This window comes from Flavobacterium sp. 245 (assembly GCF_004362055.1).
Lineage (GTDB): Bacteria > Bacteroidota > Bacteroidia > Flavobacteriales > Flavobacteriaceae > Flavobacterium.
In genome coordinates, this window is the sequence record NZ_SNXB01000003.1 from 560,944 (window position 1) to 587,085 (window position 26,142).

At 33.7% G+C, this 26,142-nt stretch carries 26 protein-coding genes and 1 tRNA gene; 11 read left to right on the forward strand and 16 right to left on the reverse strand.

Annotated elements, in window-relative coordinates:
• Position 1 precedes the first annotated feature (1 nt).
• The 5 genes from EV145_RS08540 (at position 2) to EV145_RS08560 (ending at position 5,254) form a co-directional block, all read left to right on the forward strand.
• Entirely contained in the window at positions 2–964 is a 963-nt protein-coding gene (locus tag EV145_RS08540; RefSeq protein WP_133524793.1) for a hypothetical protein, read from the forward strand.
• A gap of 70 nt (positions 965–1,034) precedes the next feature.
• Positions 1,035–3,209 (forward strand): vWA domain-containing protein, encoded by a 2,175-nt coding sequence (locus tag EV145_RS08545; protein WP_133524794.1) that lies wholly within the window; start codon positions 1,035–1,037, stop codon positions 3,207–3,209.
• Positions 3,210–3,259: 50 nt separating this feature from the next.
• The gene (locus EV145_RS08550) at positions 3,260–3,847 is read left to right on the forward strand and encodes an LURP-one-related/scramblase family protein (protein ID WP_133524795.1); all 588 of its coding nucleotides are present in this window, start codon (positions 3,260–3,262) and stop codon (positions 3,845–3,847) included.
• A 112-nt stretch (positions 3,848–3,959) separates the two neighbouring features.
• Positions 3,960–4,676: a 3-ketoacyl-ACP reductase gene (locus EV145_RS08555; RefSeq protein ID WP_133524796.1), complete on the forward strand. Its 717-nt coding sequence runs from the start codon at positions 3,960–3,962 to the stop codon at positions 4,674–4,676.
• A 68-nt stretch (positions 4,677–4,744) separates the two neighbouring features.
• Positions 4,745–5,254 (forward strand): hypothetical protein, encoded by a 510-nt coding sequence (locus EV145_RS08560; protein ID WP_133524797.1) that lies wholly within the window; start codon positions 4,745–4,747, stop codon positions 5,252–5,254.
• A gap of 102 nt (positions 5,255–5,356) precedes the next feature.
• Here EV145_RS08560 and mtaB read toward each other — a convergent pair whose 3' ends face one another.
• Entirely contained in the window at positions 5,357–6,691 is a 1,335-nt protein-coding gene (gene mtaB, locus EV145_RS08565) for a tRNA (N(6)-L-threonylcarbamoyladenosine(37)-C(2))-methylthiotransferase MtaB (RefSeq protein ID WP_133524798.1), read from the reverse strand.
• A 473-nt stretch (positions 6,692–7,164) separates the two neighbouring features.
• Here mtaB and EV145_RS08570 point away from each other — a divergent pair, with 473 nt between their 5' ends.
• Entirely contained in the window at positions 7,165–7,683 is a 519-nt protein-coding gene (locus EV145_RS08570; RefSeq protein WP_133524799.1) for a hypothetical protein, read from the forward strand.
• Between the two features lie 76 nt (positions 7,684–7,759).
• Here EV145_RS08570 and EV145_RS08575 read toward each other — a convergent pair whose 3' ends face one another.
• The 12 genes from EV145_RS08575 to hisS all read right to left on the reverse strand — a co-directional run bounded on the left by EV145_RS08575 (position 7,760) and on the right by hisS (position 18,600).
• Positions 7,760–8,287, reverse strand: coding sequence for a GNAT family N-acetyltransferase (locus EV145_RS08575; RefSeq protein ID WP_133524800.1), 528 nt, complete (start codon positions 8,285–8,287; stop codon positions 7,760–7,762).
• 6 nt (positions 8,288–8,293) lie between these two features.
• On the reverse strand, positions 8,294–9,097 hold the full coding sequence (locus EV145_RS08580; protein WP_133524801.1) for a Cof-type HAD-IIB family hydrolase: 804 nt from the start codon (positions 9,095–9,097) through the stop codon (positions 8,294–8,296).
• Positions 9,098–9,227: 130 nt separating this feature from the next.
• Positions 9,228–9,446, reverse strand: a complete 219-nt coding sequence (locus EV145_RS08585) for a putative signal transducing protein (RefSeq protein WP_026727963.1) — start codon at positions 9,444–9,446, stop codon at positions 9,228–9,230.
• Positions 9,447–9,466: 20 nt separating this feature from the next.
• A complete protein-coding gene (locus EV145_RS08590) occupies positions 9,467–10,276 on the reverse strand; it encodes an alpha/beta hydrolase (RefSeq protein WP_243739226.1) in 810 nt (269 codons plus the stop codon).
• 82 nt (positions 10,277–10,358) lie between these two features.
• The gene (locus EV145_RS08595) at positions 10,359–11,021 is read right to left on the reverse strand and encodes a DEAD/DEAH box helicase (RefSeq protein WP_133524802.1); all 663 of its coding nucleotides are present in this window, start codon (positions 11,019–11,021) and stop codon (positions 10,359–10,361) included.
• Between the two features lie 101 nt (positions 11,022–11,122).
• A complete protein-coding gene (locus EV145_RS08600; protein WP_133524803.1) occupies positions 11,123–12,286 on the reverse strand; it encodes a sigma-54-dependent transcriptional regulator in 1,164 nt (387 codons plus the stop codon).
• 99 nt (positions 12,287–12,385) lie between these two features.
• The gene (locus EV145_RS08605) at positions 12,386–13,702 is read right to left on the reverse strand and encodes an ABC transporter permease (RefSeq protein WP_133524804.1); all 1,317 of its coding nucleotides are present in this window, start codon (positions 13,700–13,702) and stop codon (positions 12,386–12,388) included.
• 90 nt (positions 13,703–13,792) lie between these two features.
• The gene (locus tag EV145_RS08610; RefSeq protein ID WP_133524805.1) at positions 13,793–14,713 is read right to left on the reverse strand and encodes an ABC transporter ATP-binding protein; all 921 of its coding nucleotides are present in this window, start codon (positions 14,711–14,713) and stop codon (positions 13,793–13,795) included.
• A gap of 162 nt (positions 14,714–14,875) precedes the next feature.
• Positions 14,876–15,985, reverse strand: coding sequence for a molecular chaperone DnaJ (gene dnaJ, locus EV145_RS08615; protein WP_133524806.1), 1,110 nt, complete (start codon positions 15,983–15,985; stop codon positions 14,876–14,878).
• Between the two features lie 105 nt (positions 15,986–16,090).
• Positions 16,091–16,669 carry a nucleotide exchange factor GrpE gene (locus tag EV145_RS08620; protein ID WP_083695793.1) on the reverse strand — a complete coding sequence of 193 codons (579 nt, stop codon included), beginning with the start codon at positions 16,667–16,669 and terminating at the stop codon, positions 16,091–16,093.
• A 312-nt stretch (positions 16,670–16,981) separates the two neighbouring features.
• Positions 16,982–17,052 (reverse strand) — tRNA-Trp (locus tag EV145_RS08625).
• 120 nt (positions 17,053–17,172) lie between these two features.
• Positions 17,173–18,600 (reverse strand): histidine--tRNA ligase, encoded by a 1,428-nt coding sequence (gene hisS, locus EV145_RS08630; RefSeq protein ID WP_133524807.1) that lies wholly within the window; start codon positions 18,598–18,600, stop codon positions 17,173–17,175.
• A 255-nt stretch (positions 18,601–18,855) separates the two neighbouring features.
• Here hisS and EV145_RS08635 point away from each other — a divergent pair, with 255 nt between their 5' ends.
• Complete coding sequence (locus EV145_RS08635) at positions 18,856–20,100, forward strand: ABC transporter permease (protein WP_133524808.1); 1,245 nt, start codon at positions 18,856–18,858, stop codon at positions 20,098–20,100.
• 69 nt (positions 20,101–20,169) lie between these two features.
• Here EV145_RS08635 and prmC read toward each other — a convergent pair whose 3' ends face one another.
• Entirely contained in the window at positions 20,170–21,024 is an 855-nt protein-coding gene (gene prmC / locus EV145_RS08640) for a peptide chain release factor N(5)-glutamine methyltransferase (RefSeq protein WP_133524809.1), read from the reverse strand.
• Positions 21,025–21,106: 82 nt separating this feature from the next.
• Complete coding sequence (locus EV145_RS08645; RefSeq protein WP_133524810.1) at positions 21,107–21,592, reverse strand: GNAT family N-acetyltransferase; 486 nt, start codon at positions 21,590–21,592, stop codon at positions 21,107–21,109.
• A gap of 111 nt (positions 21,593–21,703) precedes the next feature.
• On the opposite strand from EV145_RS08645, the gene ribD reads away from it, so the two are divergent.
• From ribD to EV145_RS08660, 3 genes are all read left to right on the forward strand, one after another.
• Positions 21,704–22,753, forward strand: a complete 1,050-nt coding sequence (gene ribD, locus EV145_RS08650; protein WP_133524811.1) for a bifunctional diaminohydroxyphosphoribosylaminopyrimidine deaminase/5-amino-6-(5-phosphoribosylamino)uracil reductase RibD — start codon at positions 21,704–21,706, stop codon at positions 22,751–22,753.
• Positions 22,746–23,348, forward strand: a complete 603-nt coding sequence (locus EV145_RS08655) for an HAD-IA family hydrolase (RefSeq protein WP_133524812.1) — start codon at positions 22,746–22,748, stop codon at positions 23,346–23,348. Before ribD ends, EV145_RS08655 begins: the two co-directional genes overlap by 8 nt.
• 106 nt (positions 23,349–23,454) lie before the next feature.
• Positions 23,455–24,087: an IMPACT family protein gene (locus EV145_RS08660; protein ID WP_133524813.1), complete on the forward strand. Its 633-nt coding sequence runs from the start codon at positions 23,455–23,457 to the stop codon at positions 24,085–24,087.
• A gap of 31 nt (positions 24,088–24,118) precedes the next feature.
• Here the strand turns inward: EV145_RS08660 and EV145_RS08665 are convergent, their stop codons facing one another.
• Positions 24,119–24,523 carry an acyl-CoA thioesterase gene (locus EV145_RS08665; RefSeq protein ID WP_133524814.1) on the reverse strand — a complete coding sequence of 135 codons (405 nt, stop codon included), beginning with the start codon at positions 24,521–24,523 and terminating at the stop codon, positions 24,119–24,121.
• A 186-nt stretch (positions 24,524–24,709) separates the two neighbouring features.
• Here EV145_RS08665 and dnaA point away from each other — a divergent pair, with 186 nt between their 5' ends.
• On the forward strand, positions 24,710–26,137 hold the full coding sequence (gene dnaA, locus EV145_RS08670; protein WP_095952034.1) for a chromosomal replication initiator protein DnaA: 1,428 nt from the start codon (positions 24,710–24,712) through the stop codon (positions 26,135–26,137).
• Positions 26,138–26,142 lie beyond the last annotated feature (5 nt).

The window sequence follows — 26,142 nt, forward strand, 5'->3', positions numbered from 1 at the left end:
CATGGACAATCAAGATAAAATATTCGACAAATTTAAAGAAGCTGCTGAAAATGCGCCAGCCCAAGATTTTCCGGGAATGGAAAAAGTCTGGTCACGCGTTGAAAGCAAACTCGACAAAAAAGAAGACAAAAAAACCATTTCTCTTTGGAAAAAAATTGCAGTTGCGGCTTCACTTTTATTAGTAATCTCTTTAGGTTATCAATTTCTGAAAACAGATAAAAATGAAAGTATAAAAAACGCTGACCAAGTGGTAACCAATGAAACAAAAGACGAAACAATTGAAAACAATTCGGCAGAAAAAAATAGTGCACCAGCTTCATCAGATTCGCAATTAGTAACAAAAGAAGATGGTACAGCAATTTTAGAAAATCAGATAAAACATAAAGAAAGCGTTGCAATTCAGGAAATAACAACTTCAAATAGTTCAGCGGAAGTATCCATGCCAATAAGCGTTGGAACCCAAGCTGTAACGGTAGTTGCAAATGAAGAAATCAATGAAGAAGAAAGTGACAATGCGCTTTCAAAAAAAGAAAACAATTCACAAGTTGGTTATATCGGTTATCCCGAAAAAGAAGCTGCAAGGGTTGCTTTTGCTGACAAACAAACGTCGAAAGCAAAAAAAAGTGCGCCTTTGGTGATCTTGAACGGCAATGCAATGGCGCATAATGATGACGTGAAAAGAGACAAAATGATGCAGGCAGAAATGAAAAATTTAGAGCCTGAAAATGTAGAATCATTAGTAATTCTCGACGAACCTCTTTATATTATTGATGGCGTATATTATTCAGAAAATGATTTATTCGGCAAAAACCCAACGAGTCCATATGCGCCGTTAAATCAGCAGGATATAAAAACGATAACTATTTTACAAGACCTTGAAGCTACTGAAAAATATGGCGAAAAAGGCAAAAAAGGAGTTGTAATAATTACCACAAAAACCGGAAAACCAACTCCGAAGAAATAATCTTAAGCTTTGTCAAAGTCTGCAGCTTTGACAAAGCAAAACCCGAACATTAATTTTAAAACTAATTATCATGAAAAGTCTAAAACTTATTTCATCAGCCATTGCTATGCTTATATGTTTCGTAACCATGGCACAAGAAAGAACTATCACTGGAATTGTTTCAGATGAAACAAAACTGCCAATTCCAGGCGCTAATATTATCAATCAAACCTCAAAAGCAGCTGCTGTAACTAATTTTGACGGCCAATACAGCATTCAGGCGAAAACAGGAGACATGCTTATTTTTCAATATATTGGATACAAAACTCAAAGGCAAAAGGTTCAAAATTCAAACACAATTAATATTCAACTTTTTTCCGCAAGCCAAACCTTATCTGAAGTAGTTGTAGTTGGTTACGGCACAAGCAATTCAGAATATGAAGATCGAAGTTATGCCCGTGCAGAAAGAAGAAAAGAGAAGAAAGAGATTTCCAAAGCGCTTCAAGGAAAAGTCGCTGGAGTTCAGGTTCAAAATAATGTGGGATATGTTGCTGCTCCAAGTTCAAGTCCAACAGTCGTGATTCGCGGAAATGCATCGCTTTCTCCAAAAAACGAACCTCTTTACATCATTGACGGAGTTCCTGCAAAAGCCAATCAAATGGCTAAAATCAATCCAAATGACATTAAAGATTTAAAGGTTTTAAAAGATGCAGCTGCCACTTCTATTTATGGAAACAAAGCTTTAAATGGCGTTATTGTAATTTCTACCAAAAATGAAATCTACAAAAACCTTTCAGAAAAAGAATTAGACAAAAAATTAAATATCATTACGCCAATTCCGGCTGAACCTACCCAGGAAGATTATGATTCATTTGTAGAAAATGCTTTTGAAAGTCCAAAAACAGCACCGCTTTCTACTTTTTCTATTGACGTTGACAATGCGTCGTACACAAATATCAGACGTTTTTTAAATAACGGACAACAAGTTCCTAAAGATGCAGTGCGTGTTGAAGAAATGGTGAATTTTTTCAAATACACCTACCCGCAACCAAAAGATGAAAATCCGTTTTCTATTAATACAGAAGTGAGCGATTCTCCTTGGAATTCAAATAATAAAATCCTCAAAATTGGTTTACAAGGAAAAAATATTCCAACAAATGATTTGCCAGCTTCAAACCTTGTTTTTTTAATTGATGTTTCAGGCTCAATGAGCGAAATGAACAAACTGCCTTTATTAAAACAATCTTTTAAAATATTGGTAAACGAATTACGTCCAAAAGACAAAGTTGCGATTGTCGTTTATGCTGGCGCAGCAGGAATGGCTTTACCGCCAACTTCTGGAGACGAGAAAAAAACAATTATTGACGCCTTAGATAAATTACAATCTGGTGGCAGTACAGCAGGTGGTGCAGGAATTGAACTGGCCTATAAAATTGCTGCAGAAAATTTTATTAAAGATGGAAACAACCGTGTAATTCTAGCAACAGACGGCGATTTTAATGTAGGAAGTGCTTCAAACGCTGATATGGAAAAATTGATTGAAGAAAAAAGAAAAACAGGCGTTTTCCTGACTTGTTTAGGCTACGGAATGGGAAATTACAAAGACAGCAAAATGGAAATCCTTGCCGATAAAGGAAACGGGAATTATGCTTACATCGACAATATTCAAGAAGCGAATCGTTTTTTAGGAAAAGAATTTAAAGGTTCGATGTTTGCTATCGCGAAAGATGTAAAAATTCAGATTGAATTTAATCCGAAGCAAGTTCAGGCATATCGTTTGATTGGTTATGAAAACAGAAAACTTCGTCCAGAAGATTTTAAAAATGACGCAATTGATGCGGGTGAATTAGGAAGCAATCATACCGTTACGGCTTTGTATGAAATTATTCCAGCCGGAATAAAAAGCGATTATTTAGCCGAACAGCCAGATGATTTAAAATACACTAAAACTGAAGCCAGTACAAACAATTACAGCAACGAATTGGCAACAATAAAATTCCGTTACAAAAAACCTGACGGCGATAAAAGTATCGAAATGGTTCAGGTAATTGCAAACAAATCCGTTGCTTTGGAAAAATCCAGCGATGATATGAAATTTAGTGCTGCAGTAGCTTGGTTTGGATTGAAATTGAGAGATTCAAAATTGATCAAGGACAAATCTTCAGAAGAAATTGTAAAACTGGCAAAGAAGGGAAATTCAAATGACAGCGAAGGTTATAAAGCTGAATTTATTCGTTTGGTTGAAACTTCTAAGCAATATAATTAATCAAAATTATATTACATTTGGGCTCATTTAAAAATCAATTTTACACGCATATGAACCCAATTTTAAGCCAAAATCTATTTTTAGTAAAAGAGCACGTCGGAATGTTTAAAGCATCAAACAATTACGATATTTATAATCCAGAAAACAACCAAATTATCATGAATTGCCGTGAAAATAATCTGGGATTTTTTACCAAAATGCTTCGCTTTACAGATTATAAAAGAGCTACTCCATTTAATGTTGAAATCACAACCGCATCTGGAGAAAAATTAATTACCGTAAAAAGAGGAATTGCCATATTCAGATCAACTGTCGAAGTTCTGGACGAAAAAGACAGACTGATTGGAACTTTCAAACAAAAGATTTTCTCAATTGGCGGCCGATTTGAAATTTTAGATAAAAACGAAAAACCAGTTGCAACGTTGCAAGGAAAATGGACCGGCTGGGATTTTAAATTCACACACGAAAACAAGCAATTAGCTCAAGTGAGTAAAAAATGGGCTGGTTTAGGAAAAGAGTTTTTTACGAGTGCTGATAATTATGTTCTGCAAATTGAAGATACCGTAGCAGCTGACAGTTCGCTGAGACAATTAATCTTAGGAGCCGTAATGTGCATTGATATGGTTCTGAAGGAATAAAAAAGGTGTTAAACTTAGATTAAGAAAGCATTTAAAGCATCATTTTAGGAAGCAAAAACTGTATTTTTGTGTAACTCAAATGATGCTTTCTGCATTTCAAAAAAATACAATCATGACAGACTTAAAAAATAAAACCGCCTTAATTACCGGAGCAGGAAAAGGAATTGGAAAAGCAATTGCAATTGCGCTGGCTAAAGAAGGTGTAAATCTAATTTTAATTGCAAGAACTCAGGCCGATGTTGACCAGCTTGCAGATCAAACTACTAACTTAGGCGTAAAATCATTGGCTTTAGCGGCAGATGTTTCGGATATGAATTCGATAAACGCAGCTGTTGAAAAAGCTTTAGCCGAATTTAAAAACATTGACATTTTAATTAATAATGCCGGAATAGCTTCTTTTGGGAAATTCTTAGAATTGGAACCAAGCGATTGGGAAAAAATCATTCAGGTAAATTTAATGGGAACGTATTACACGACTCGCGCCGTTATTCCAAATATGATTGAAAGACAAACTGGCGACATCATAAATATTTCCTCGACTGCCGGTTTAAACGGAAACGCATTGACTAGTGCATACAGTGCCTCAAAATTTGCCGTTTTAGGATTAACCGATTCTTTGATGCAGGAAATGAGAAAACACAATATTCGAATTACCGCTTTAACGCCAAGCACAGTAGCAACTGATATGGCCAAAGACCTAAATCTGACAGACGGAAATCCTGAAAAAGTAATGCAGTCTGAAGATATGGCTGATTTAATTATTGCGCAGTTAAAATTAAACCGAAGAGTGTTTATTAAAAACAGCAGTATCTGGTCTACTAATCCTTAAAACCTAATCTTTAAAACTTTCTCAAAGTTTGAAACGTTAGCAAAATTAAAATAGCAAAAAGACATCAAATGGAACAATATTTAAGACAATTAGTCGAAATAGAATTTGAAGATAAAAAACAGATTTTTACCGGATTTCTAATTGACTATTCTGATGACTGGATTTTACTTCGAAATAATCCAGTTGATTTTATTTTGGATGGTTTTGTGATTTTGAAAAACAAAAACATTCTGGCGGTTAATCGAGATCACGATTTGGCTTTTACCGAAAAAGTAATTCGGTTAAAAGGCTTAAAAATCAATTCTGAAGATATTATCCCGATTAGAGATTTGGAATCGATTTTAAACTACATCAGCAACAAATACGGCATTTTTCAGATTGCTAAAAAATCGGCTAAATCTGCCTATTTAGGAAAATTGCTTTCACTGACAGATGAAGAACTTTTGATTGACTTTCTAGACATCAAAGGTCAGTTTGGAGGAGAATTGAGCTTTAATCCGGAGAAAATCAGGGTAATTGAATTTGATACCGATTATATTAATTCTTTGAAATTAGTAGTTTCTGAAGACAAGAAATAGATTTCTTCTAAAAACAAAAAGCGTATAATTTTTAAAAATTATACGCTTTTTGTCATTCCGAGGAATGACAAACTATATGGTAACTTCAGAATACCTTAAAAATTAAGCTTCCGCTAATTTATTTACAAACTCCATACGAACACTTCCGTCTTCATCAATTTTAGTTAAATTGATTTCTTGTAAAGTATTTACCAATTCTGGATTCCAAGGTGTTTTTACTTTTACGTAATTTTCAGTAAAACCGTGAATGTATCCTTCTTTATTTTCTCCTTCAAAAAGAACCGTTCTTTTAGTTCCTAATTGGCTTTCATAAAAAGCACGACGTTTTTTAACTGATAAGCCACGAAGCATTTTGCTTCGTTTTGCACGAACATTTGCTTGAATAACTCCATCCATCTCAACCGCTTCTGTATTATCCCTTTCTGAATACGTAAAAACATGCAAATAAGAAATATCCAAATCATTCAAGAAATGATAGGTTTCTAAAAAATGCTCATCTGTTTCACCAGGAAAACCAACAATAACATCAACACCAATACAGGCATGAGGCATTACTTCACGAATTTTATTTACTCGGTCAATATAAACTTCACGCAGATAACGGCGTTTCATTAATTTTAAAATATCATTGCTTCCTGATTGTAGCGGAATATGAAAATGCGGTACAAAAGTGCGACTTTTAGAAACGAATTCGATGGTTTCATTTTTTAATAAATTCGGCTCAATCGACGAAATTCTTAAACGTTCGATTCCTTCCACTTTATCTAAAGCCTGAACCAAATCCAGAAAAGTATGTTCGTGTTTTTTATTACCAAATTCTCCTTTTCCGTAATCACCAATATTTACACCGGTTAAAACAATTTCACGAATATTTTGAGCTGAAATTTCTTTGGCATTTTTAAGAACATTTTCTAAAGCATCACTTCTAGAAATTCCTCTTGCCAGTGGAATTGTGCAATACGTACATTTATAATCGCATCCATCCTGAACTTTTAAGAAAGCACGGGTTCTGTCACCAATAGAGTAACTTCCAACATAAAAATCGGCTTCAGCAATTTCGCACGAGTGAACTTCACCCATATCGTTTTTGCTTAAATCATGAATATAATCGGTGATTTTAAATTTTTCTGTCGCTCCTAAAACCAAATCGACACCATCAACAGCTGCTAATTCTTCTGGTTTTAACTGCGCATAACAACCAACCGCTGCGACAAAAGCTTTGTCATTAAGCTTCATGGCTTTTTTTACAACCTGTTTGAATTGTTTATCAGCATTATCAGTTACAGAACAAGTATTTATTACATAAATATCGGCAACTTCTTCAAAATCGACGCGGTCAAAACCTTCGTCATTGAAATTTCTGGCGATTGTAGAAGTCTCTGAAAAATTCAGTTTACAACCCAGCGTATAAAAGGCAACTTTCTTTCTATTTTCCATAATTTTCTTAAATTAATGAAATCGTTGTCAAAAAATTTAAGGCTGCAAATTTACAAACAATATTTGTAAAAGAAAATCAATAATCGACTTCGTTTCAACAATTTGTCCTTATTAAAAATAAAATGTACATAAAGTTTGTAAATATTTTGATAAACAATATTTTTTTCGAACTTTACATTATACAATTCAATAAGAATTAAATGACAAAAATATCGATTAAGTGCAAATTTTATCGATTAAATACATTTTTTTGCAATTTAAATTGAAAAAATCTTACATTTACTATGACTTGATTCTTCATTAGAATTTAAGTTAATTTAGAAATCATAGAACGTGTTGATTAATTTAATAATAAATCAGACATAACAATTTTGAATTTCAATCGTTATGTTGTTGTTTTGTGTTACAAAATGAAATGGGAAAGCCGAAAACCAAAGAGAGTAGGCAAAATCAAAATACAAATACCACACTTTATGAAAGCATTTTTACCCACAATCTGCTTGATGTTCTTAACCATTTTTAGCTCACAAGCGCAAACTAATGCTCCAGCAACAAATCCATTTCCATCAATTAGTACTTTAACGACTTGGGCAAGTTTAAACTCTCAGCAGCAATTTGATGTTGCCATTCGTGGTGTAGGTTTTAAATTTGAAGTGAAAGAACCAGGTGCAGAATCAACTGCTTATACTTACATTCGTAAAGTAACAGTAAATGAAGTAAATTATACGGACAGAATTGTTTACAGAATTACAAATAATAATTCTGCAAGTATTATTTCGCTAGTTACAGCTTCTACAGATTTAGTTAGTTTGTACACACCGCAATTAGCAACTTTCAAAAACAACAACTGTAAAACAGAAATGTCTAAAGACAAAAACACAACTTGTAGCTGCTATGAAAGTGCTGCTTATGCAATCGATCTTTGTGACGAGCGCGTAAAACTAACAATGGGTGACGGAAATAAATATTTCGTTTCTGTAGCTAAAAAATAATTTAAGAAACTACGTTTTCCAAATCTTTGCAATCTTTTTAAAGTTTACAAAGATTTGGAACGGATTTCTTAGATAATTATAAGTTTGGATTTTTGATTTCGTACCAAACTTCCATTTCTCCTTCATATTCAAAAGAGTTTACAAACTGTAAACCTAATTTTTCGAGAATTTTTCTTGAATTTTGATTACCTTCATCTGCGTAGGCATACACGGCTTCAACTTTCATTTCGTTGAATGCATGGTCTATAAAAGCTTTTCCGGCTTCTGTAGCATAACCTTTACCCCAATGTTTTTCAATAAAGCGATAACCAATTTCATAAAAGTTTTGATGGTTATTAACCTCATCAGTAATGAATTTTATACCTGACCATCCAATAAATTCATTGGTGTTTTTTAGAATAACTGCCCAGCGCCCAGTTCCAAAATCTTTATATTGTTGCTTAAGATTTTCGATGTATTCTTCACTTTGTTTAATAGTGGTGACGGGTTTATTACCGAGGTAAATATGAACATTTGGATTAGAATCCAATTCGAACATTCCATCAACGTCAGACATCTGTACTTCTCTTAATAACAAACGTTCTGTTTCGATTGGATTTTTCATCAAAAATTAATTTAAAATATAGCGTTGTACAACTTCAGCAACTCCATCATCATTATTTGAGGCTACGATCAAATCTGCTCTGTCGCGCAATTCGGGTGTTACATTATCAACCCAAACGCCAAGGCCTGCATATTCGATCATTGTCAAATCATTTCCTGCATTTCCAACAGCAATAATTTCTTCTTGAAGAATCCCTAATTTATCTGCCAGAAGTTTCAAACTTGCTGCTTTATCAATTCCTTGCTGTGCCGCTTCAAGGAAAAAAGGTTTTGACATTGAAACACTTAAATGTGGCATTTTAGCCTTCAAATCATTTTCTAATTCCTTTAATTCAGAAGGTTCTTTCAACAAAATACATTTTACAGCTGGCCGGTCTACATAATCCTTAAAACTAGAAACCATCAAATGGGGCATACCGGTGATCTCTTTTTCAATTTCTATGAATTCAGAATCGGTTTCACTAATAATTTCATCGTCTAAATAGGTGATGATATGTGTATTCATTTTCACGCTGTAATCATACAATTCGTGAATTTGTTCAACGGTTAATTTCTGTTCAAATAAAACAAGATCATCTTTTACGCGGCTGATAATTGCCCCGTTAAACGAAATCATGTACGAATCGTTTTTATCCAGTTCAAGCTCTTTTGCATAAGCTGTCATTGCCGAAGTTGGCCGGCCAGAAGCTAAAACCACATAAACTCCTTTTGCCTGAGCTTCTAATAATACTTTTTTATTTAAATCTGAAATTCTATGATCGTCTGTCAACAAGGTATCATCCATGTCGAGCACTAACATTTTGTATTGCATATTTTTTTTAGTTTTCAGTCGCAGTCTCAGTTGACAGTATTGCAACTGTTAACTAAGACTGATTACTTTTACTTACTTTACATCAATCGGTTTTCTGTACTGAGACTGAAAACTGAGACTGAAGACTTTCCTAAATACTCATTCTGAAATCTTCGATAACCGGATTTGCTTTTGCAAAATCGGTTTCTTGAATAAAAACCTCAACGGCTAAATCTGTTCCGCCAAAACCTCCTAAACGAGCTGATTGAATATTATCTTTTTTTACTGTTTCTACTCCAGCTTCTTCTAATCTTTCTTGCAAAGCAATTGCTAAAACTTCGCTTCCTGAAAACACCTTCATTAATCCCATGACATTATATTTTTTATTATTTATTGTAATATTACTTTTAATTGTTCTTGAAAACTTTCATTTTCATTCATTCCAATATGACCTTGCCCTTTTAAAAGATACAAATGACCTTTAGAATCTAAAATTTTACTTAGTCTGACCGAATTTTGAACTGGAATCAATTGATCATCTAATCCATGAAAAATATAAATTGGCGCTTTGAGTTTTGGAAGATATTGATAGGTTTCTAAATGAAACTTTTTCATAAAATCAGGAAAAAATCGAACTCGAGTTCGAGATAATTCCGTGAAACTAAAATAAGGAGACTGAAGAATTAGTGCTTTCGGTTTATTTTCTGAAGCTAAAATAGCCGCCAATCCTGAACCAATAGAATAACCCGCAATAATAATTTTATTCTCGGGATACCTTTCAGCTAATTTTTTATAAACTGCTGCAACATCTTTATTTAACTGTTCTTCGTTTTCAATTTCGCCTTCGCTTTTCCCAAAACTCCTATAATCTAAAATAAAAATATCATATCCTAAATTGGTATAGGTTTTCGCAATTTTACCCCAAGTTTCAAGTGTTCCGGCATTTCCATGAAGATAAAACACAAGACCTTTCGAATTTTCAGCCTTAAACAACAAGCCATTTAAATTTACGCCATCGAAAGATTTGACATTCAGTTCTTCAAATGGACTTTCATACTCAAATTTATATTCTTTTGGAAGCGCTGTATTCTGAAAAACCATTCCAACCTGATTAAAATATACGTAAGAAACTATAATTACATAAATTATTGCGAAAAATACCAGAAGTGCAATCGTCAAAAATTTAAGTGTTTTTATCATTTATATACATCCAGATTAGTTTTTCCAGTCTCCATTTTCAGTGTTCAGTCCAGCACTGTAAACTGAGACTGCGACTGACAACTTATTCCTCCTCTACGTCCTCTTCCTCTTCATCAAGTTCTTCCTCACCTTCTTCATCCATATCAAATAAATAAGGTTCGACCAGCATTTTATCTGCCAAAATTTCAATTCTTTCTGTCAGCGTTTCAGCAAAAATAATTCGCTGTGTTTTTGCAATACTGTTCGAAATACGCATAATTTTAGTATCATGACGTAATTTCAAAATAGGATCAGCATCATCTAAAATAAACATTTTAAGACGATTTACATTGTAACCAGCCGTACTGAACATGTCGTTTAGTTTAATTGGTGTTCCAATTAAAACATCAATTCCTGTTGAAATATAGTTTTTATCATAGTCCATATCACCTTTGTCATGAACACCATAAACTTCTAGATTGGTATATTTTCCATACTTCTCAAAAAGTTCTTCCATTGCCAACACCTTTTCTTTGTCTTCAACAATAATTAAAGCACGCGGAGATTCTTCTGTTTTTCCTGCTAATTGCTGAATCACATTTAATACAATTGTTGTACTTTTTCCGCTTTTTTCAGGAGAAATAATTATACAATCAGCACCACTTTTTATAGTCGAAAAAGTTTCCATCTGCAAAACATTTGCTTCTGTTAAACCATTTTCAATTAGTCCGTCCTGTAGTTTCTCGTTTATTTTTTTTAGTTTCATTTTTTTTTAGCTTTAGGCTTTAGGCTATAAGCTTTAGGCCAAAATTATTTAGTTTCTACAAAAGCTTAAAGCCTAAAGCTTATAGCTTAAAGCGCGAAGCATTATTTGCTTGCGAACATTTTTACGTCATTTTCTGAGATTTCGTTTCCTCCTAAAATGATTAATCTTTCAACAACATTTCGAAGTTCACGAATATTTCCAGTCCAATCGTATTCTTGCAATAATTGTATGGCTTGCGCCGAAAATACCTTAATTACATTTCCTTGTTCCGAAGCAATTTTCTCTGCAAAATGTCTGATCAAAGCCGGAATATCATCGCGTCTTTCATTCAAAGGTGGGACTTTTATTAGAATTACAGCCAAACGATGGTATAAATCTTCACGGAAACGACCTTCGGCAATTTCTGTTTTTAAGTCTTTATTGGTCGCGGCAACTACTCGTACATCAACTTTAATATCTTTATCGGCACCAACTCTGGTAATCATACTTTCCTGAAGCGCACGTAAAACTTTTGCTTGCGCCGAAAGACTCATATCACCAATCTCATCTAAGAAAATAGTTCCTTTATCAGCTGCTTCAAACTTTCCAGCGCGATCTTTCACAGCCGATGTAAAAGCACCTTTTACGTGCCCAAACAATTCACTTTCGATCAATTCACTCGGAATCGCCGCGCAGTTCACTTCGATTAAAGGAAAGTTAGCGCGCTCACTTTTTTCGTGTAATTGATGCGCTACTAGTTCTTTTCCAGTTCCGTTTGGCCCTGTAATTAGAACTCTGGCTTCGGTTTGAGCTACTTTATCAATCATCACTTTAATATGATTTATAGATTCGCTCTCACCTATCATCTCGTAATTTTTGCTAACCTTTTTCTTCAGAATTTTATTTTCAACAACTAATTGTTTTTTGTCTAAAGCATTACGAACCGTATTTAATAAACGATTTAAATCTGGCGGTTTTGAGATGTAATCAAAAGCCCCTAAGCGCATGGTATGAATTGCCGTTTCCATATCGCCATGACCCGAAATCATGACCATAGGAATTTCTGGTTTTATCTTTTTTACTTCTTCTAAAACCTCAACACCATCCATTTTTGGCATTTTGATGTCGCACAAAACCAAATCGTAATCGTTGTTTTTTATTTTGTCAAGTCCGGCAACACCATCTTCTGCTTCATCTACCTGATACGAATCATTTTCTTCTGATAAAATCTTTACCAAAACGCGTCTGATCGCTGCTTCGTCTTCAATAATTAGTATTTTACTCATTTTTTTTAAGATACTAAGATGCTAAGACCCTGAGATTCTGAGTTTTTTTAAGCTAAAATCTTAGCATCTCAGGATCTTAGAAACTTAGAATCTCTAAGGTTAATATTTAAGCCATCTATACAATTCCTTCCAAGTTGGTTTTTTACCGTACATTAAAATACCTACTCGGTAAATTTTTGCAGCGAACCAAACCACAAGGAAAAAGGTAGCAAACAATAATGATACCGAAATTGCAATTTGCCACCACGGCACGCCAAACGGAATACGCATTAACATAACTATTGGCGACGTAAGCGGAATCATTGAAAATGCAACTGCAACAGTTCCGTGCGGATCATTTACAACCGTGAAAAATCCGATGTATACACTTAAAATTAAAGGCATTAATATTGGCAAAAGAAACTGCTGCGAATCTGTTTGATTGTCAACCGCTGCTCCAATTGCGGCATAAAATGAACTGTATAGAAAATAGCCTCCAATAAAATAAACTACGAAACCAATTATAATACTGGCAATTGGCAGATTCCATAATTCGGCAATATACATTTGTGCTGAACCTGAAAGTTCATGTTGAGCAGATTGCATTAATTCTGGAGAAATTCTCGCTGTTGGTCCAACATTTACGCCAAAAAATGCCGAAGCCGCAAACATTAATCCTAAACCAATAATTGCCCAAATCATAAACTGTAAAATTCCGGCCAATGAAGTTCCGACAATTTTACCAATCATTAATTGAAATGGTTTTACAGATGAAATAATGATTTCGATAATTCGGTTTGTTTTTTCCTCAATTACACTTCTCATTACCATATTTCCGTAGATAATAATGAACATCATAATCAAATAACCAAATGCGCCGCCTATTCCAATTTTTATTTCATTTAAACCTTTTAAGCTTTCTTCTCCCGAAGCTTTAACCAAATGAATGTTTACATTTGACTGCGCTTTTTGAATAGCTAAAGTATCTAGTTTTGCTTCTTCGAGATTTAACTTTGTAATTTTTGTTCCGATGATGTCCTGCGTGTTTTCTATAAAAGAAATACTCGGACTATTATTGGAAATAAATTCAATTTTACTTTCTAAATCTTTTGAACTATTTGTTTTCGGGATCACAATTAAACCGCTGAAATTTTCTTTTGTAATACTGTCTTTTAAGGCTTTTATATCGATTTCAGATAGATTCAGATATTTATACTCTCCGTTTTTCTTGTTTTGTTTTACAAAATCATTGGCAAATAGTCCGGTTTCATCGTGAATTGCAATACGTTTTGTTTCAGCCTTCATTGAACTCAAATAGCCGATAAAAACAGCTATCGCCACAAATAAAAGCGGACTCAAAAAAGTCATGACAACAAAAGATTTATTGCGAACTTTGGCAATAAATTCTCTTTTTATAATTAATGAAATTATACTCATTTATTTTAGATTGTTAGATTTTTAGACTTCTTAGATTGTTAGATTGTTGGCATAGTCTAAAGATCTAAACCATTCTAACGATCTAAAGATCTATCCAGTTACTGTTTGAATAAAAATATCGTTTACACTCGGAATTTTTTCTACAAAATGAGTTACTTGCCCTCTTTGTGTCAAAAGATGCAGCAATTCATTTGGTGTCGCATTTCCTATTTGGATGTCTAATTTTAAATCATCATTCAAAGATTTAAAATTTGCCGGTGCAACAGTAAATTTCTGTGTAATATCATACATTAAGCCTTCAACATTGTCAGTCAAAATTCCAACTTCAAAACTGTTCGTTTTAAATTGGCGTTTTACATCACTTACTTTTCCTTCGATTAATTTATTCGATTTATGAATTAAAGCAATATGATCGCAAAGTTCTTCAACGCTTTCCATTCGGTGCGTTGAAAATATAATGGTTGCTCCTTGTTCTTTCAATGCCAAAATTTCGTCTTTAATGACATTTGCATTTACGGGATCAAAACCCGAAAAAGGTTCATCAAAAATCAATAATTTAGGTTTGTGCAAAACGCAAACCACAAACTGAATTTTCTGTGCCATTCCTTTAGAAAGTTCCTGAATTTTCTTGTTCCACCAACCTTGGATTCCCAAACGATCAAACCAATATTCTAATTGCAGTTTCGCCTCGGCTTTAGAAAGTCCTTTCATCTGTGCTAAATACAAACATTGTTCTCCCACTTTCATTGAAGTATACAACCCTCTTTCTTCAGGAAGATAACCAATAGTCTGTACATGTTTTGGCTGTAATTTTTCACCATCTAAAATCACTTCACCGCTATCAGGCAGTGTAATTTGATTGATAATTCGGATAAGGGAAGTTTTTCCAGCTCCATTAGGACCTAAAAGTCCATATATACTGCCTTTTGGCACATTTAATGAAACTTCGTTAAGCGCTACATAATCGCCATATTTTTTTACGACTTTATGTACTTCGAGTAAGTTGCTCATGCGATTTTTTAGATTTTCTGCGTCAATTTGACTATTGTGGCTTTGCGCCTGTAAAAGTAAATAATTCACGGCGAATCTGAGTACTAATACACAAAAAACCCATCCTAAATTTATGTTAGAATGGGTTTTATATTTATTTAAACATTTTTTAAAAAGTTCAGCTTATGAAAACATATCTTTTACTTTTTCGAAAAATGATTTTTCTGATTTTTCAGGACTCGGTACAAAATGCTCATCGTTTAAAGCATTTTCAAAGAATTGTTTTTGCTCTTTGTTTAATGTTTTTGGTGTCCAAACATTTACGTGAACCAATAAATCTCCGCTTCCGTAACCATTGATGCTTGGAATACCTTTACCTTTTAATCTTAATATTTTTCCTGATTGAATTCCTTCTTCCAGTTTAATACGAACTTTTCCGTTGATTGCCTCAATATCTTTTGAAGCTCCTAAAACTGCTTCTGGGAAACTAATATATAAATCATAGTGAATATTTTCACCTTCACGCTTTAAAAATTCGTGTTCAACTTCTTCAATTACTACAATTAAATCACCTGGAATACTGTTTCCTGGCGCATCGTTTCCTTTATTAGAAACTTTTAATTGCATACCGTCAACAACGCCAGCTGGGATTTTGATAGAAACTGTTTCGTCTTCTACCACCATACCCTGACCATCTGCCTCAGAAGGTTTTTTATCTAAAATTTGTCCAGAACCACCACAAGTAGGGCAAGTTGATGCTGATTGCATTCTTCCCAAAATTGTGTTTGTAACACGCATTACCTGACCTTGACCATTACAAGTCGAACAAGTTTTGTATGTCACGCCTTTAGCCTGAACCTTACGTTTTACTTTTACTTTTTTCTCAACTCCATTTGCAATCTCATCTAAAGTCAACTTTACTTTAATTCGAAGATTGCTTCCTTTAGCGCGACGAGGACCGCCTCCGCCTCCGCCAAATCCGCCAAATCCTCCACCAAAAATATCACCAAACTGGCTGAAAATGTCGTCCATATTCATACCACCATGACCACCGCCAAATCCGCCAGAACCATCAAAAGCTTGATGTCCATACTGATCGTATTTCGCTTTTTTGTTAGGATCGCTTAAAACTTCGTAAGCTTCTGCCGCAAGTTTAAAGTTTTCTTCTGCCTCTTTGTCGCCTGGATTTTTATCCGGGTGATATTTTAAAGCACTTTTTCGGTAAGCTTTTTTAATTTCAGCAGCGTCAGCATTTTTTGAAATGCCTAGTATTTCGTAAAAATCTTTTTTCATAATTAGGTTAAATTGCTACGCCAGTTCGCTAGCGCTTGAGTCCAAATCATAAATACCAAATTCCAATCCTTAAAAACTGTCATTCAGAATCTTTATTTGTTTTTTTTAGTTTCCGATAACCACTTTAGGGAAACGAATAATTTTGTCTCCTAATTTGTAGCCTTTTTCAATAACATCAACAATTTTCCCTTTTAATTTATCAGACGGAGCTGGAATTTGGGTAATTGCCTCAGCAAAATCAGCATTAAAAGCATCACCTGCTCTTACTTCAACTTGCTCTAAACCTTTAGAAACCAAAGTGCTTTTCAGCTTTTCATGAATCAACTCAACTCCTTTTTTCAGATTTTCATCATCAGATTTGTTGATCTCGACAGTCGCTCTGTCAAAATCATCTAAAACAGGAAGCATTGCTAACAAAACTTCTTGGTTTGCTGTTTTGAACAAATCGATACGCTCTTTTGAAGTTCTTTTTTTGTAATTTTCAAATTCGGCAAATAATCTCAAAAACTTATCTTTCTCTTTTGCCAAGTCTTGAGCTAATTGCTCTTCAACACTTAATTCTTCAACAATTAACTGCTCACCGTTGGCATTGTTCTCTAACGTTACATCATCTAATTCCTGATCGAATTCTGTATTTTCCGTAGTCATATTACTTTTATTTTTAAAAATATTCTTAAACTTCATTTTTTATTCTTTTTGTTGGATTGCAAAAGTACTGCCAAATCTTATAAAATGTCAAATTGTCACTTTATTAAAACTGAGCCTTTTAAAATCCAAATATACCCTAAAAAAATTTAGTATAATTTTAAGACTATTACGTTATAGTTTATTTTATCTTTGAGACGTAAATAAATAAAATCTATTACCTATCAAAATTGAATTTAAGGGTTGGCTAAAGCCTCATAAATAATTATTAATTCAAATTTACCTTATATTAAAAAAAGCTTCGCCTTATAGAGACGAAGCTTTTTTTTATGTTTTTATTTGATTTAATTGCACGGGCGGAGGGATTCGAACCCCCATCAACGGTTTTGGAGACCGCTATTCTACCCTTGAACTACGCCCGTAACTTAAGGTCGGCAAATTAAAAGTTTTTTTTCTTCACCAGCAACTATTTTAGGCAGAGATTTAAAAATAAAATCCTTTAATTCACTGGGCCCAACAGCAAAAACCTTCGCTTCAAGCAGTTAAGCTAACAAAGCGTTTTTCAAACCTTCAAAATCAACAGAAACCTGTTCGCCTGTCACTAAATTTTTAAGTGAATACGTATTTGAAGCGATTTCCTGATCTCCGGCAATTACTGCAAACGGAATCAAACGTTTATCTGCATATTGAAACTGTTTTCCAACTTTTACATTATCAGGATACAATTCCACTTTTATATTTTCTTTTCTTAATTTCTGAATCGCTTTTGACGCATACAAGGCTTCTTTATCTCCATAATTAATAAAAATGGCTTTTGAAGTTGCTGCAACAGTTTCAGGAAACAATTGCAATTCTTCCAAAACCAAATAAATTCTATCCAATCCAAAAGAAATTCCGACACCACTCATATTTTTCAAACCAAAAATACCCGTCAAATCGTCGTATCTTCCGCCACCGCCAATAGAACCCATCGCTACAGTTTTTGGCGCCGCAACTTCAAAAATAGCTCCAGTGTAATAATTTAGTCCACGAGCTAAAGTTACATCCAAATCTAAAATTGCAGTTGACAAACCTAAATCTGCAACATTGTCACAAATAAATTTCAATTCTTCGACACCTTTCATTCCTTCTTCTGATGAAGATAGCAATTCTGAAAGCTGTTTGATTTTATCTGCAAAAGTGCCAGAAAAACTGAAAAGTGGCTGAACTTTTACTAACGCTTCTTCAGAAATTCCTTTTTCAATCATTTCTTTCTTTACGCCATCTTCGCCAATTTTATCTAGTTTATCTAGCGCAACTGTAAAATCTATTAATTTATCTGAAGCACCAATAACTTCAGCGATTCCAGATAAAATTTTTCTGTTGTTAATTTTAATCGTTACTCCTTCTAAACCTAAAGAGGTAAAAACCGTATCATACAATTGAACCAATTCAACTTCCTGCCATAAAGATTTTGAACCAACCACATCGGCATCACATTGAAAAAACTCTCTAAAACGGCCTTTTTGCGGATTGTCAGCTCTCCAAACCGGCTGAATCTGATATCTTTTAAAAGGAAATTCAATTTCGCTTTGGTGCTGTACAACGTATCTTGCAAAAGGCACTGTTAAATCGTAACGCAAAGCTTTTTCAGAAATTTTTCCTGTGAATTTATTCAATTCAATTCTTTGCTCTAGACTAATTTTTTCGGCCGAATTTATTTGTAATTCTTCGATTGATTCCGGCAATTCAATTTTACTTTTATTGTAGAAAAAATTTCCAGAATTCAATATCTTAAAAATCAAGCGATCACCTTCTTCTCCATATTTTCCCATCAAAGTATCTGAATTTTCAAACGAAGGTGTTTCGATTGGCTGGAAACCAAATCTTTCGAAATTAGCTTTTATAGTCTGAATAATATATTGACGTTTTGACACCTCAGCAGGTGAAAAATCTCTGGTTCCCTTTGGAATACTTGGTTTTGAAGCCATTTTTTTTAGATTATTAGATTTTAGATCTTTAGACTTTTAGATTTCATTTTCTGAAATCTTATATTTAAAAACCTATTTTGAATTATAATTTATTTCTAGATTTTCTTTTAGATTGTTGGCTCTTTAGACTTTCGACTTTATGACTTTCCAACTTTCGACTTAATTAAGTCTGCAAATATCTTACTTTTTAAAATAAATAATAACAGTTCGAAAACAAACTTGTAACAAAAACCGTATTTTCGTGACAAATTGGTCATGATGCTAAAATTATTTAAAGAAAATATCCGAATTGCTTTTGGTTCCATCAAAACACAAATTCTTCGAACCATTCTTACTGTATTAATTATTGCTATCGGAATTACCGCTTTGGTTGGGATTTTGACTGTTGTAACGGCTTTAGAAAATACCGTTTCGACCAATTTTGCCTCTATGGGTGCCAATACATTCAATATCAATCAATACGAAAACAATTTAAAAAACCGCGGTGGCAACGAGCGCGAAATCGTAAATCCAATTATTTCGTATCCTGAAGCAGTAGCTTTTAAAAACAAATTCAAATATCCTTTTACTGAAACTTCACTTTCGTTTACAGCAACTTCAAAAGCAGAAGTTAAATTTTTAGGCGAAAAAACAGATCCCGAAATAAAAATCTTGGGTGTCGATGAACATTTTATTTCTAATTCGGGTCTAGAAACTACTTTAGGACGTTCTTTTAATCAGTTTGACATTGACAATAATACCTATTCCTGCATTGTTGGATCTGATTTTGAAAAAGGTTTACTGAAAGATGTAAATCCAATTGATAAAATCATTTCAATTCGAGGTGCACGTTTCAAAGTAATTGGCGTTTTAAAAGAAAAAGGATCGACGTTTGGGAACAGTCAGGATTTACGAGTTTTAATCCCAATTCAAGTTGCGCGTTCCTTGTTTACAGCACCAAACATCAACTATACAGTCAGCGTCATGGTTTCTAAAAAAGAACTTTTAGATCCCGCAATTGACAATGCTACGAGCGTCATGCGCCGAGTTCGCAAATTAAATCCTGTTCGCGACAACAATTTTGGAATTGGCCGAAGTGACGATTTAATAAACCGTATTCTTGGAATTACACAATATTTAGGATGGGCTTCTTGGATTATTTCGATTATAACAATTCTAGGTTCATCGATCGCATTAATGAACATTATGATTGTTTCTGTTACAGAGCGTACACGTGAAATTGGTGTCCGAAAAGCTTTAGGAGCAACAAAATCAACAATTTCAACTCAGTTTTTTATCGAAACTTTATTGATTGGACAAATTGGCGGCTTGGTCGGAATCATAATAGGAATTCTGCTTGGCTTTGCCATTGCAACGGCCATGAACTTTGCCTTTGTTATTCCGTGGAGCGCCATTTTTGCCGCTTTTGCCACTAGTTTTACCGTTGCGATAGTTTCAGGATTATATCCGGCAATAAAAGCTTCAAAATTAGATCCAATTGAGGCTTTGCGTTACGAATAGTTTTTCAGTATTCAGTCGCAGTTTTCAGTCATACCTAATAACTGAAAACCGAAAACTGCGACTGAAAACTTAAATATTCCCTTTTATCATTCGGTCATTATCGTAAATATCTTTGCGGAGTTCAATATTTTTAAAATTCATTTTTTCCAGCAAATCGGTCATCTCTTTACCTAAATACTGGTTGATTTCAAAATATAACTTCCCGTTTTCCAACAGATTCTTTTCTGCGAGTTCTGCTATTTTTCTGTAAAAAACCAAAGCGTCATTATCATCAACAAATAATGCCAAATGCGGTTCAAAGTCCAGAACATTCTTTTTGATTTCAGCTTTTTCTAAATTTCGAACATAAGGCGGATTAGAAACAATGATATCATAATCCGATTTCAAAATTTCCAATTCCAATATATTCTTCAGCATAAAAGTAACATCTACCTTATTGTTTATGGCATTTCGTTTAGCCGTATCTAATGCTTTTTTAGACACATCAATAGCATAAACCTTTGCATTCGGAAGGTTTTTAGCCAATGAAATAGCTATACAGCCACTTCCGGTTCCAATATCTAATATTTTGATTTCTTTAGATTTATCAATCTTTTTATTTTCATTGATAATCCATTCAACCAATTCCTCCGTTTCTGGTCTCGGAATCAAAACGTTTTCGTTTACCTCAAAATCTAAACCGTAAAAACTGGTTTTCCCTAACAAATACTGAATCGGAACTTCTTTTTTAAGCTGATTTAAGAAGGAATCCCAGACTACAAAATCTTTTTCAGAGAAATTCAGTTCGTGATTTAAAGCTAAATCAATCTGACGTAATCTATGTTTGTCTTCTAAAATCAAATAGAAAAAACTCTCCGCTTCATATGCATCATAAAAAGGCGATAATTCTTTTATAAACTGAGTGCGGTATTGTTTAATTTTCATTTTTGGTCTCTGAGTATTTTTTATTCAGCAAAAGCCGATTTCTTTCAAAATAAGTATCTTAAAATCTAATTTGTTACAAGATTTACAAAACTTTCAACATCCAAACCGGGCAAGAATTATGCCCCGTACATCCTAATGGAGCATCTAAATATTCAAAACCTGATTTTTTATATAATTTTTGGGCGTCATGCATAAACGGCATCGTTTCAATATAGCATTTTTCAAAGCCAAAATTTCGCGCTTCATTCAGGCATTTTTCCATCATTTGACTTCCAATTCCCAAACCTCGTGTCTTTGGTAAAAAATACATCTTTTGCAGTTCACAAATTTCTGGAGCACCATTATCTAAAGGTGCAATCCCGCAACAACCCACAATTTCACCTTCATTTTCAACAACAAAATAAACAGATTTCGGTTTATTGTATTCTTCAAACATTAAATCAAGGTATGGATCTGCGTATGCTGTACCCACTTTTGGGATTTCCATTTCATCAAAAACAGAACGTATTAATTGAGCAACTGCTTTATTGTCTTCTTTTTTAATTGCTCTGATTATGCAATTTTTCATAATTCTTTTATTCTTGTAATATATTTACAAAAGTAAAAATACTTTTTTGATAGTTTCCTAACATTCCTGACAACTATTGAGACTAATATCAAAATTAACTACTTTTGCAGAGTGAATAGACATGAAAAATACATAAAACGCTGTATCGAACTTGCACAAAATGGTTTTGGAACAACTTATCCAAATCCGATGGTTGGCAGTGTAATTGTTTATGAAGACAAAATCATTGGCGAAGGCTGGCATAAAAAAGCTGGCGAACCACACGCCGAAGTAAATGCGGTTCGATCTGTAACAGATAAATCGCTATTAAAAAAAGCTACCATTTACGTTAGTCTAGAACCTTGTTCCCATTTTGGAAAAACACCTCCTTGTTGTGATTTAATTATTGCAAACGAAATTCCGAATGTTGTAGTTGGAACTGTTGATCCAAATGAAAAAGTAGCTGGAAACGGAATTAAGAAATTAATTGCCGCTGGCGCAAATGTGACCGTTGGCATTTTGGAAAAAGAATGCCACGAACTCAATAAACGCTTTTTCACCTTCCATCAAAAAAAGCGCCCATACATTATATTAAAGTGGGCTGAAACTCAGGATGGTTTTTTAGCCCCTGAAAAAGAAATTAATCAAGAACGCCAGCCAATTTGGATTACCAATAAATATTCCAGACAATTAGTCCACAAATGGCGAAGTGAAGAACAGGCTGTTTTAGTGGGAACTCAAACTGTTATTGATGATAATCCGAAATTAAATACTAGAGATTGGTCAGGAAGCAATCCGGTGAGAGTCATTTTAGATCAGAATAACCGAATTTCAAAAGACAGCTTTGTTTTTGACGACAGTGTAAAAACAATAGTGTTTTCAAAATATGAAAATAATTCTTCAACTGAAAATACCATTTTTGAAAAAATCGATTTTAATGAAAATTTGATTTCTCCGATTTTAAACGTTTTATACCAGCATCAAATTCAATCCGTAATTATTGAAGGCGGCAGACAAACCCTGCAATCTTTTATTGATCAGAATTTATGGGATGAAGCACGAATTTTTACTGGAAGAACTAATTTTGAAAAAGGCATAAAAGCGCCAATTATCCAAAAGAAACACACAATCAAAACCACTATTCAAAACGACGAATTATTTTATATTACAAACCATGATTGATACGATAATTTTTGACTTTGGCGATATTTTCATCAATTTAAACAAACAAGGAACCATATCAGGACTGAAGAAACTTGGCATGACCGAATGGAATTCAGAAATGGATCGTTTGAATTTATTATATGAAACTGGTGACGTTTCGTACGATGATTTTGTAGGCGGCTTTCAGAAAGAACTTCCAAATGCATCACTTGAAGAAATTTTAGAAGCCTGGAATGCCGTTCTAGCCGATTTCCCAGCTTATCGATTGGAGTTTCTAAAAGAACTTTCAAAAAAATATCGTTTGTTTCTTTTAAGCAATACAGATGCGATTCATATTGCGACTTTTGAAAAAACAGTAGGCAAGCCATTTTATACTGATTTTTACAATTGTTTTGAAAAAGTTCATTTTTCATTTGAAATTAGAAAACGCAAACCAAATACGAATTCTTATCAGCATTTAATTGACGAACATAATTTAATTCCGGAGCAAACATTATTTGTTGACGACAAAAAAGAAAACACAGACGCCGCTTCTACTTTAGGTCTACAAGTATGGAATTTACAGGTTGGGCAAGAAGATGTTGTAGATTTATTTACTAAAGGAATATTATAAAAATATTTTAGTCAAAGATTAAAAGATCACACAGATGTCACCGACAAATAGAAAAATCCTTTCTAATCTTTTAATTTGTGGCAAAAAAACAATTTAGATTTTAATTTTGGAATACAGCGATACTTACCAAACCATTGCATTTGAATCTGAGGAGGTTCTTTTTAAAGAAAAAGGAAGCAAATTCTTTGGCTACGCTTTTCCTATTGAAAGCGAAGATGAAGTTAAACCAATTATTGAAAACCTAAAAAAACTGCATCCACACGCCGTTCATTACTGTTATGCGTATCAATTAGGAACAGCACCAAAAATATCCTATAGAGCAAATGATGACGGAGAGCCCAGTAATACAGCCGGAGCGCCCATTTATGGCCAAATTCAGTCCTTTGGATTAACCAATATTCTTGTAGTCGTAGTTCGTATTTTTGGAGGCGTAAAATTAGGAGTCGGCGGTTTGATCAGTGCTTACAGAACAACTGCACAAATGACACTTGAAATTTGCGAAATTGTTGAAAAAACAATTGATGTTCATTTTTTAATCTCTTTTGACTACAAAAACATGAACAAAGTAATGCGGGTTATTAAAGAAAAAAAACTGGAAATTACTTCTCAGGAAATGGAGATTGACGAAAATTCCGGTCTCCCAATTGGCAAAATAATCACAAAAACGCGCAAAAAAAATGCCGAATCTGTATTCGACATTTTTGATTTAATGTTTGAAATCGACATTAAAATTATATAAATTAACATTAAAACATAGTTGATTTTAACAATTATACTAGTGTTTTAAATAATTCTAAAATGTAATCTGGAGGAGCTGTTGGGCGGCCCGTTTTTAACGAAATAAATACTAAAATAAACACAGCCGTTGTTAATAACTCACCCGCTTCGTTAAAGATCTCACAGTCGAATTCAATCTTAACAGAAGACTGACTTTTGAAGGTGGTATGAATTGTAAGAAGTTCATCGTAACGTGCTGATTTTTTATAATTTATTTGCATCGAAACAATTGGCAAACCAATTCCGCTTTCTTCCATACTTGCATACGAAATCCCTTTATTTCTAAGCCATTCCACGCGTCCGATCTCAAAATAAGGCACATAATTTCCGTGATAAACAACTCCCATTTGATCAGTTTCGGAGTAACGGACACGCACTTGCGTTTGATGATTTTTCATTCTTTATATATTAAAAATAATTAATTCTAAAAATAACACTTACAACATTTTTTTATAAAATTAGACAGCAAAATATTTTTTTTTACAGAAATTTGTTCACATATTTGTTATCCCGAAATACGGAAAAAATTTGCTCCTTTTTTATTAGGAGAATCTTTATCAATAATAAAAAACTTATCTGAATCTATGACTAAAACTGCTCAATCGGTATGGGAAAACTGTTTGTCCTTTATAAAAGACAATATTCAAGATCAAGCATACAAAACTTGGTTCGAACCAATCAAATCAGTTGAGCTAACCGACAACGCATTATATATTCAGGTACCTAGTAAATTTTTCTACGAATGGTTAGAAGAACATTACGTTAAATTATTGAAAGTTGCGCTTACCAAAGAACTAGGAAAAAATGCAAAGTTACTCTATAAAATTAAAATGGAGAACACTTATGGCAACAAACAGCCATTTACTGAGCAGCTCCCAAGTTCTAACAGAGTACCTATGAAACCGCAAGAGGTTGATGCTCCGTTTAAAAACTTAAATCCAGAGCTTAAAAATCCGTTTGTAATTCCTGGAATCAGAAATTTAAAAATTGAATCGCAGTTAAATCCGAATTACAGTTTTGACAATTTCCTTGAAGGAGACTCAAACCGTTTGGCTCGTTCTGCAGGTATGGCTGTAGCTAATAAACCTGGAGGAACTTCATTTAATCCTTTATTGATTTTTGGAGGAGTAGGTTTAGGAAAAACACACTTGGCGCACGCTATTGGTGTAGAAGTAAAAGATAAATATCCTGAAAAAACGGTTTTATATATTTCTGCCGAGATTTTCACACAACAATATATTGATTCTGTAAAAAAGAATAATCGTAATGATTTTATTCATTTTTATCAGTTAATTGACGTTTTGATTATTGACGACGTTCAATTCTTATCTGGAAAATCAGGAACTCAAGACGTTTTCTTCCATATTTTTAATTACCTGCACCAAAACGGAAAACAGGTAATTCTAACTTCGGATAAAGCTCCTGTTGATATGCAGGATATTGAGCAACGTTTATTGTCACGTTTTAAATGGGGACTTTCTGCAGAATTGCATCAGCCTGACTATGAAACACGTGTTTCGATCTTAAAAAACATTTTGTACCGCGACGGTGTTGAAATGCCGGAGGACATTTTAGAATATGTTGCCCGCAATATCAAAACTAACGTTCGTGAACTTGAAGGAGCGATCATTTCGTTAATCGCTCAATCTTCTTTCAATAAAAAAGAAGTAACTATTGAGTTAGCGAAAAGTGTTGTAGAGAAATTTGTTAAAAATGTAAAAAGAGAAATCTCAATCGATTATATTCAAAAAATTGTTTCAGATTATTTCCAATTAGATATTGAAACACTTCAATCTAAAACTCGAAAAAGGCACGTTGTACAGGCGAGACAGCTGGCCATGTTTTTTGCAAAGAAATTCACTAAAGCTTCTTTGGCAAACATTGGTTCACAAATTGGAGATCGCGATCACGCTACCGTTTTGCACGCTTGTAAAACTGTTGACAATTTAGTTTCTACAGACAAACAATTCAAAAAATTTGTCGAAGACATCAACAAAAAATTAACGCTATAAACGCG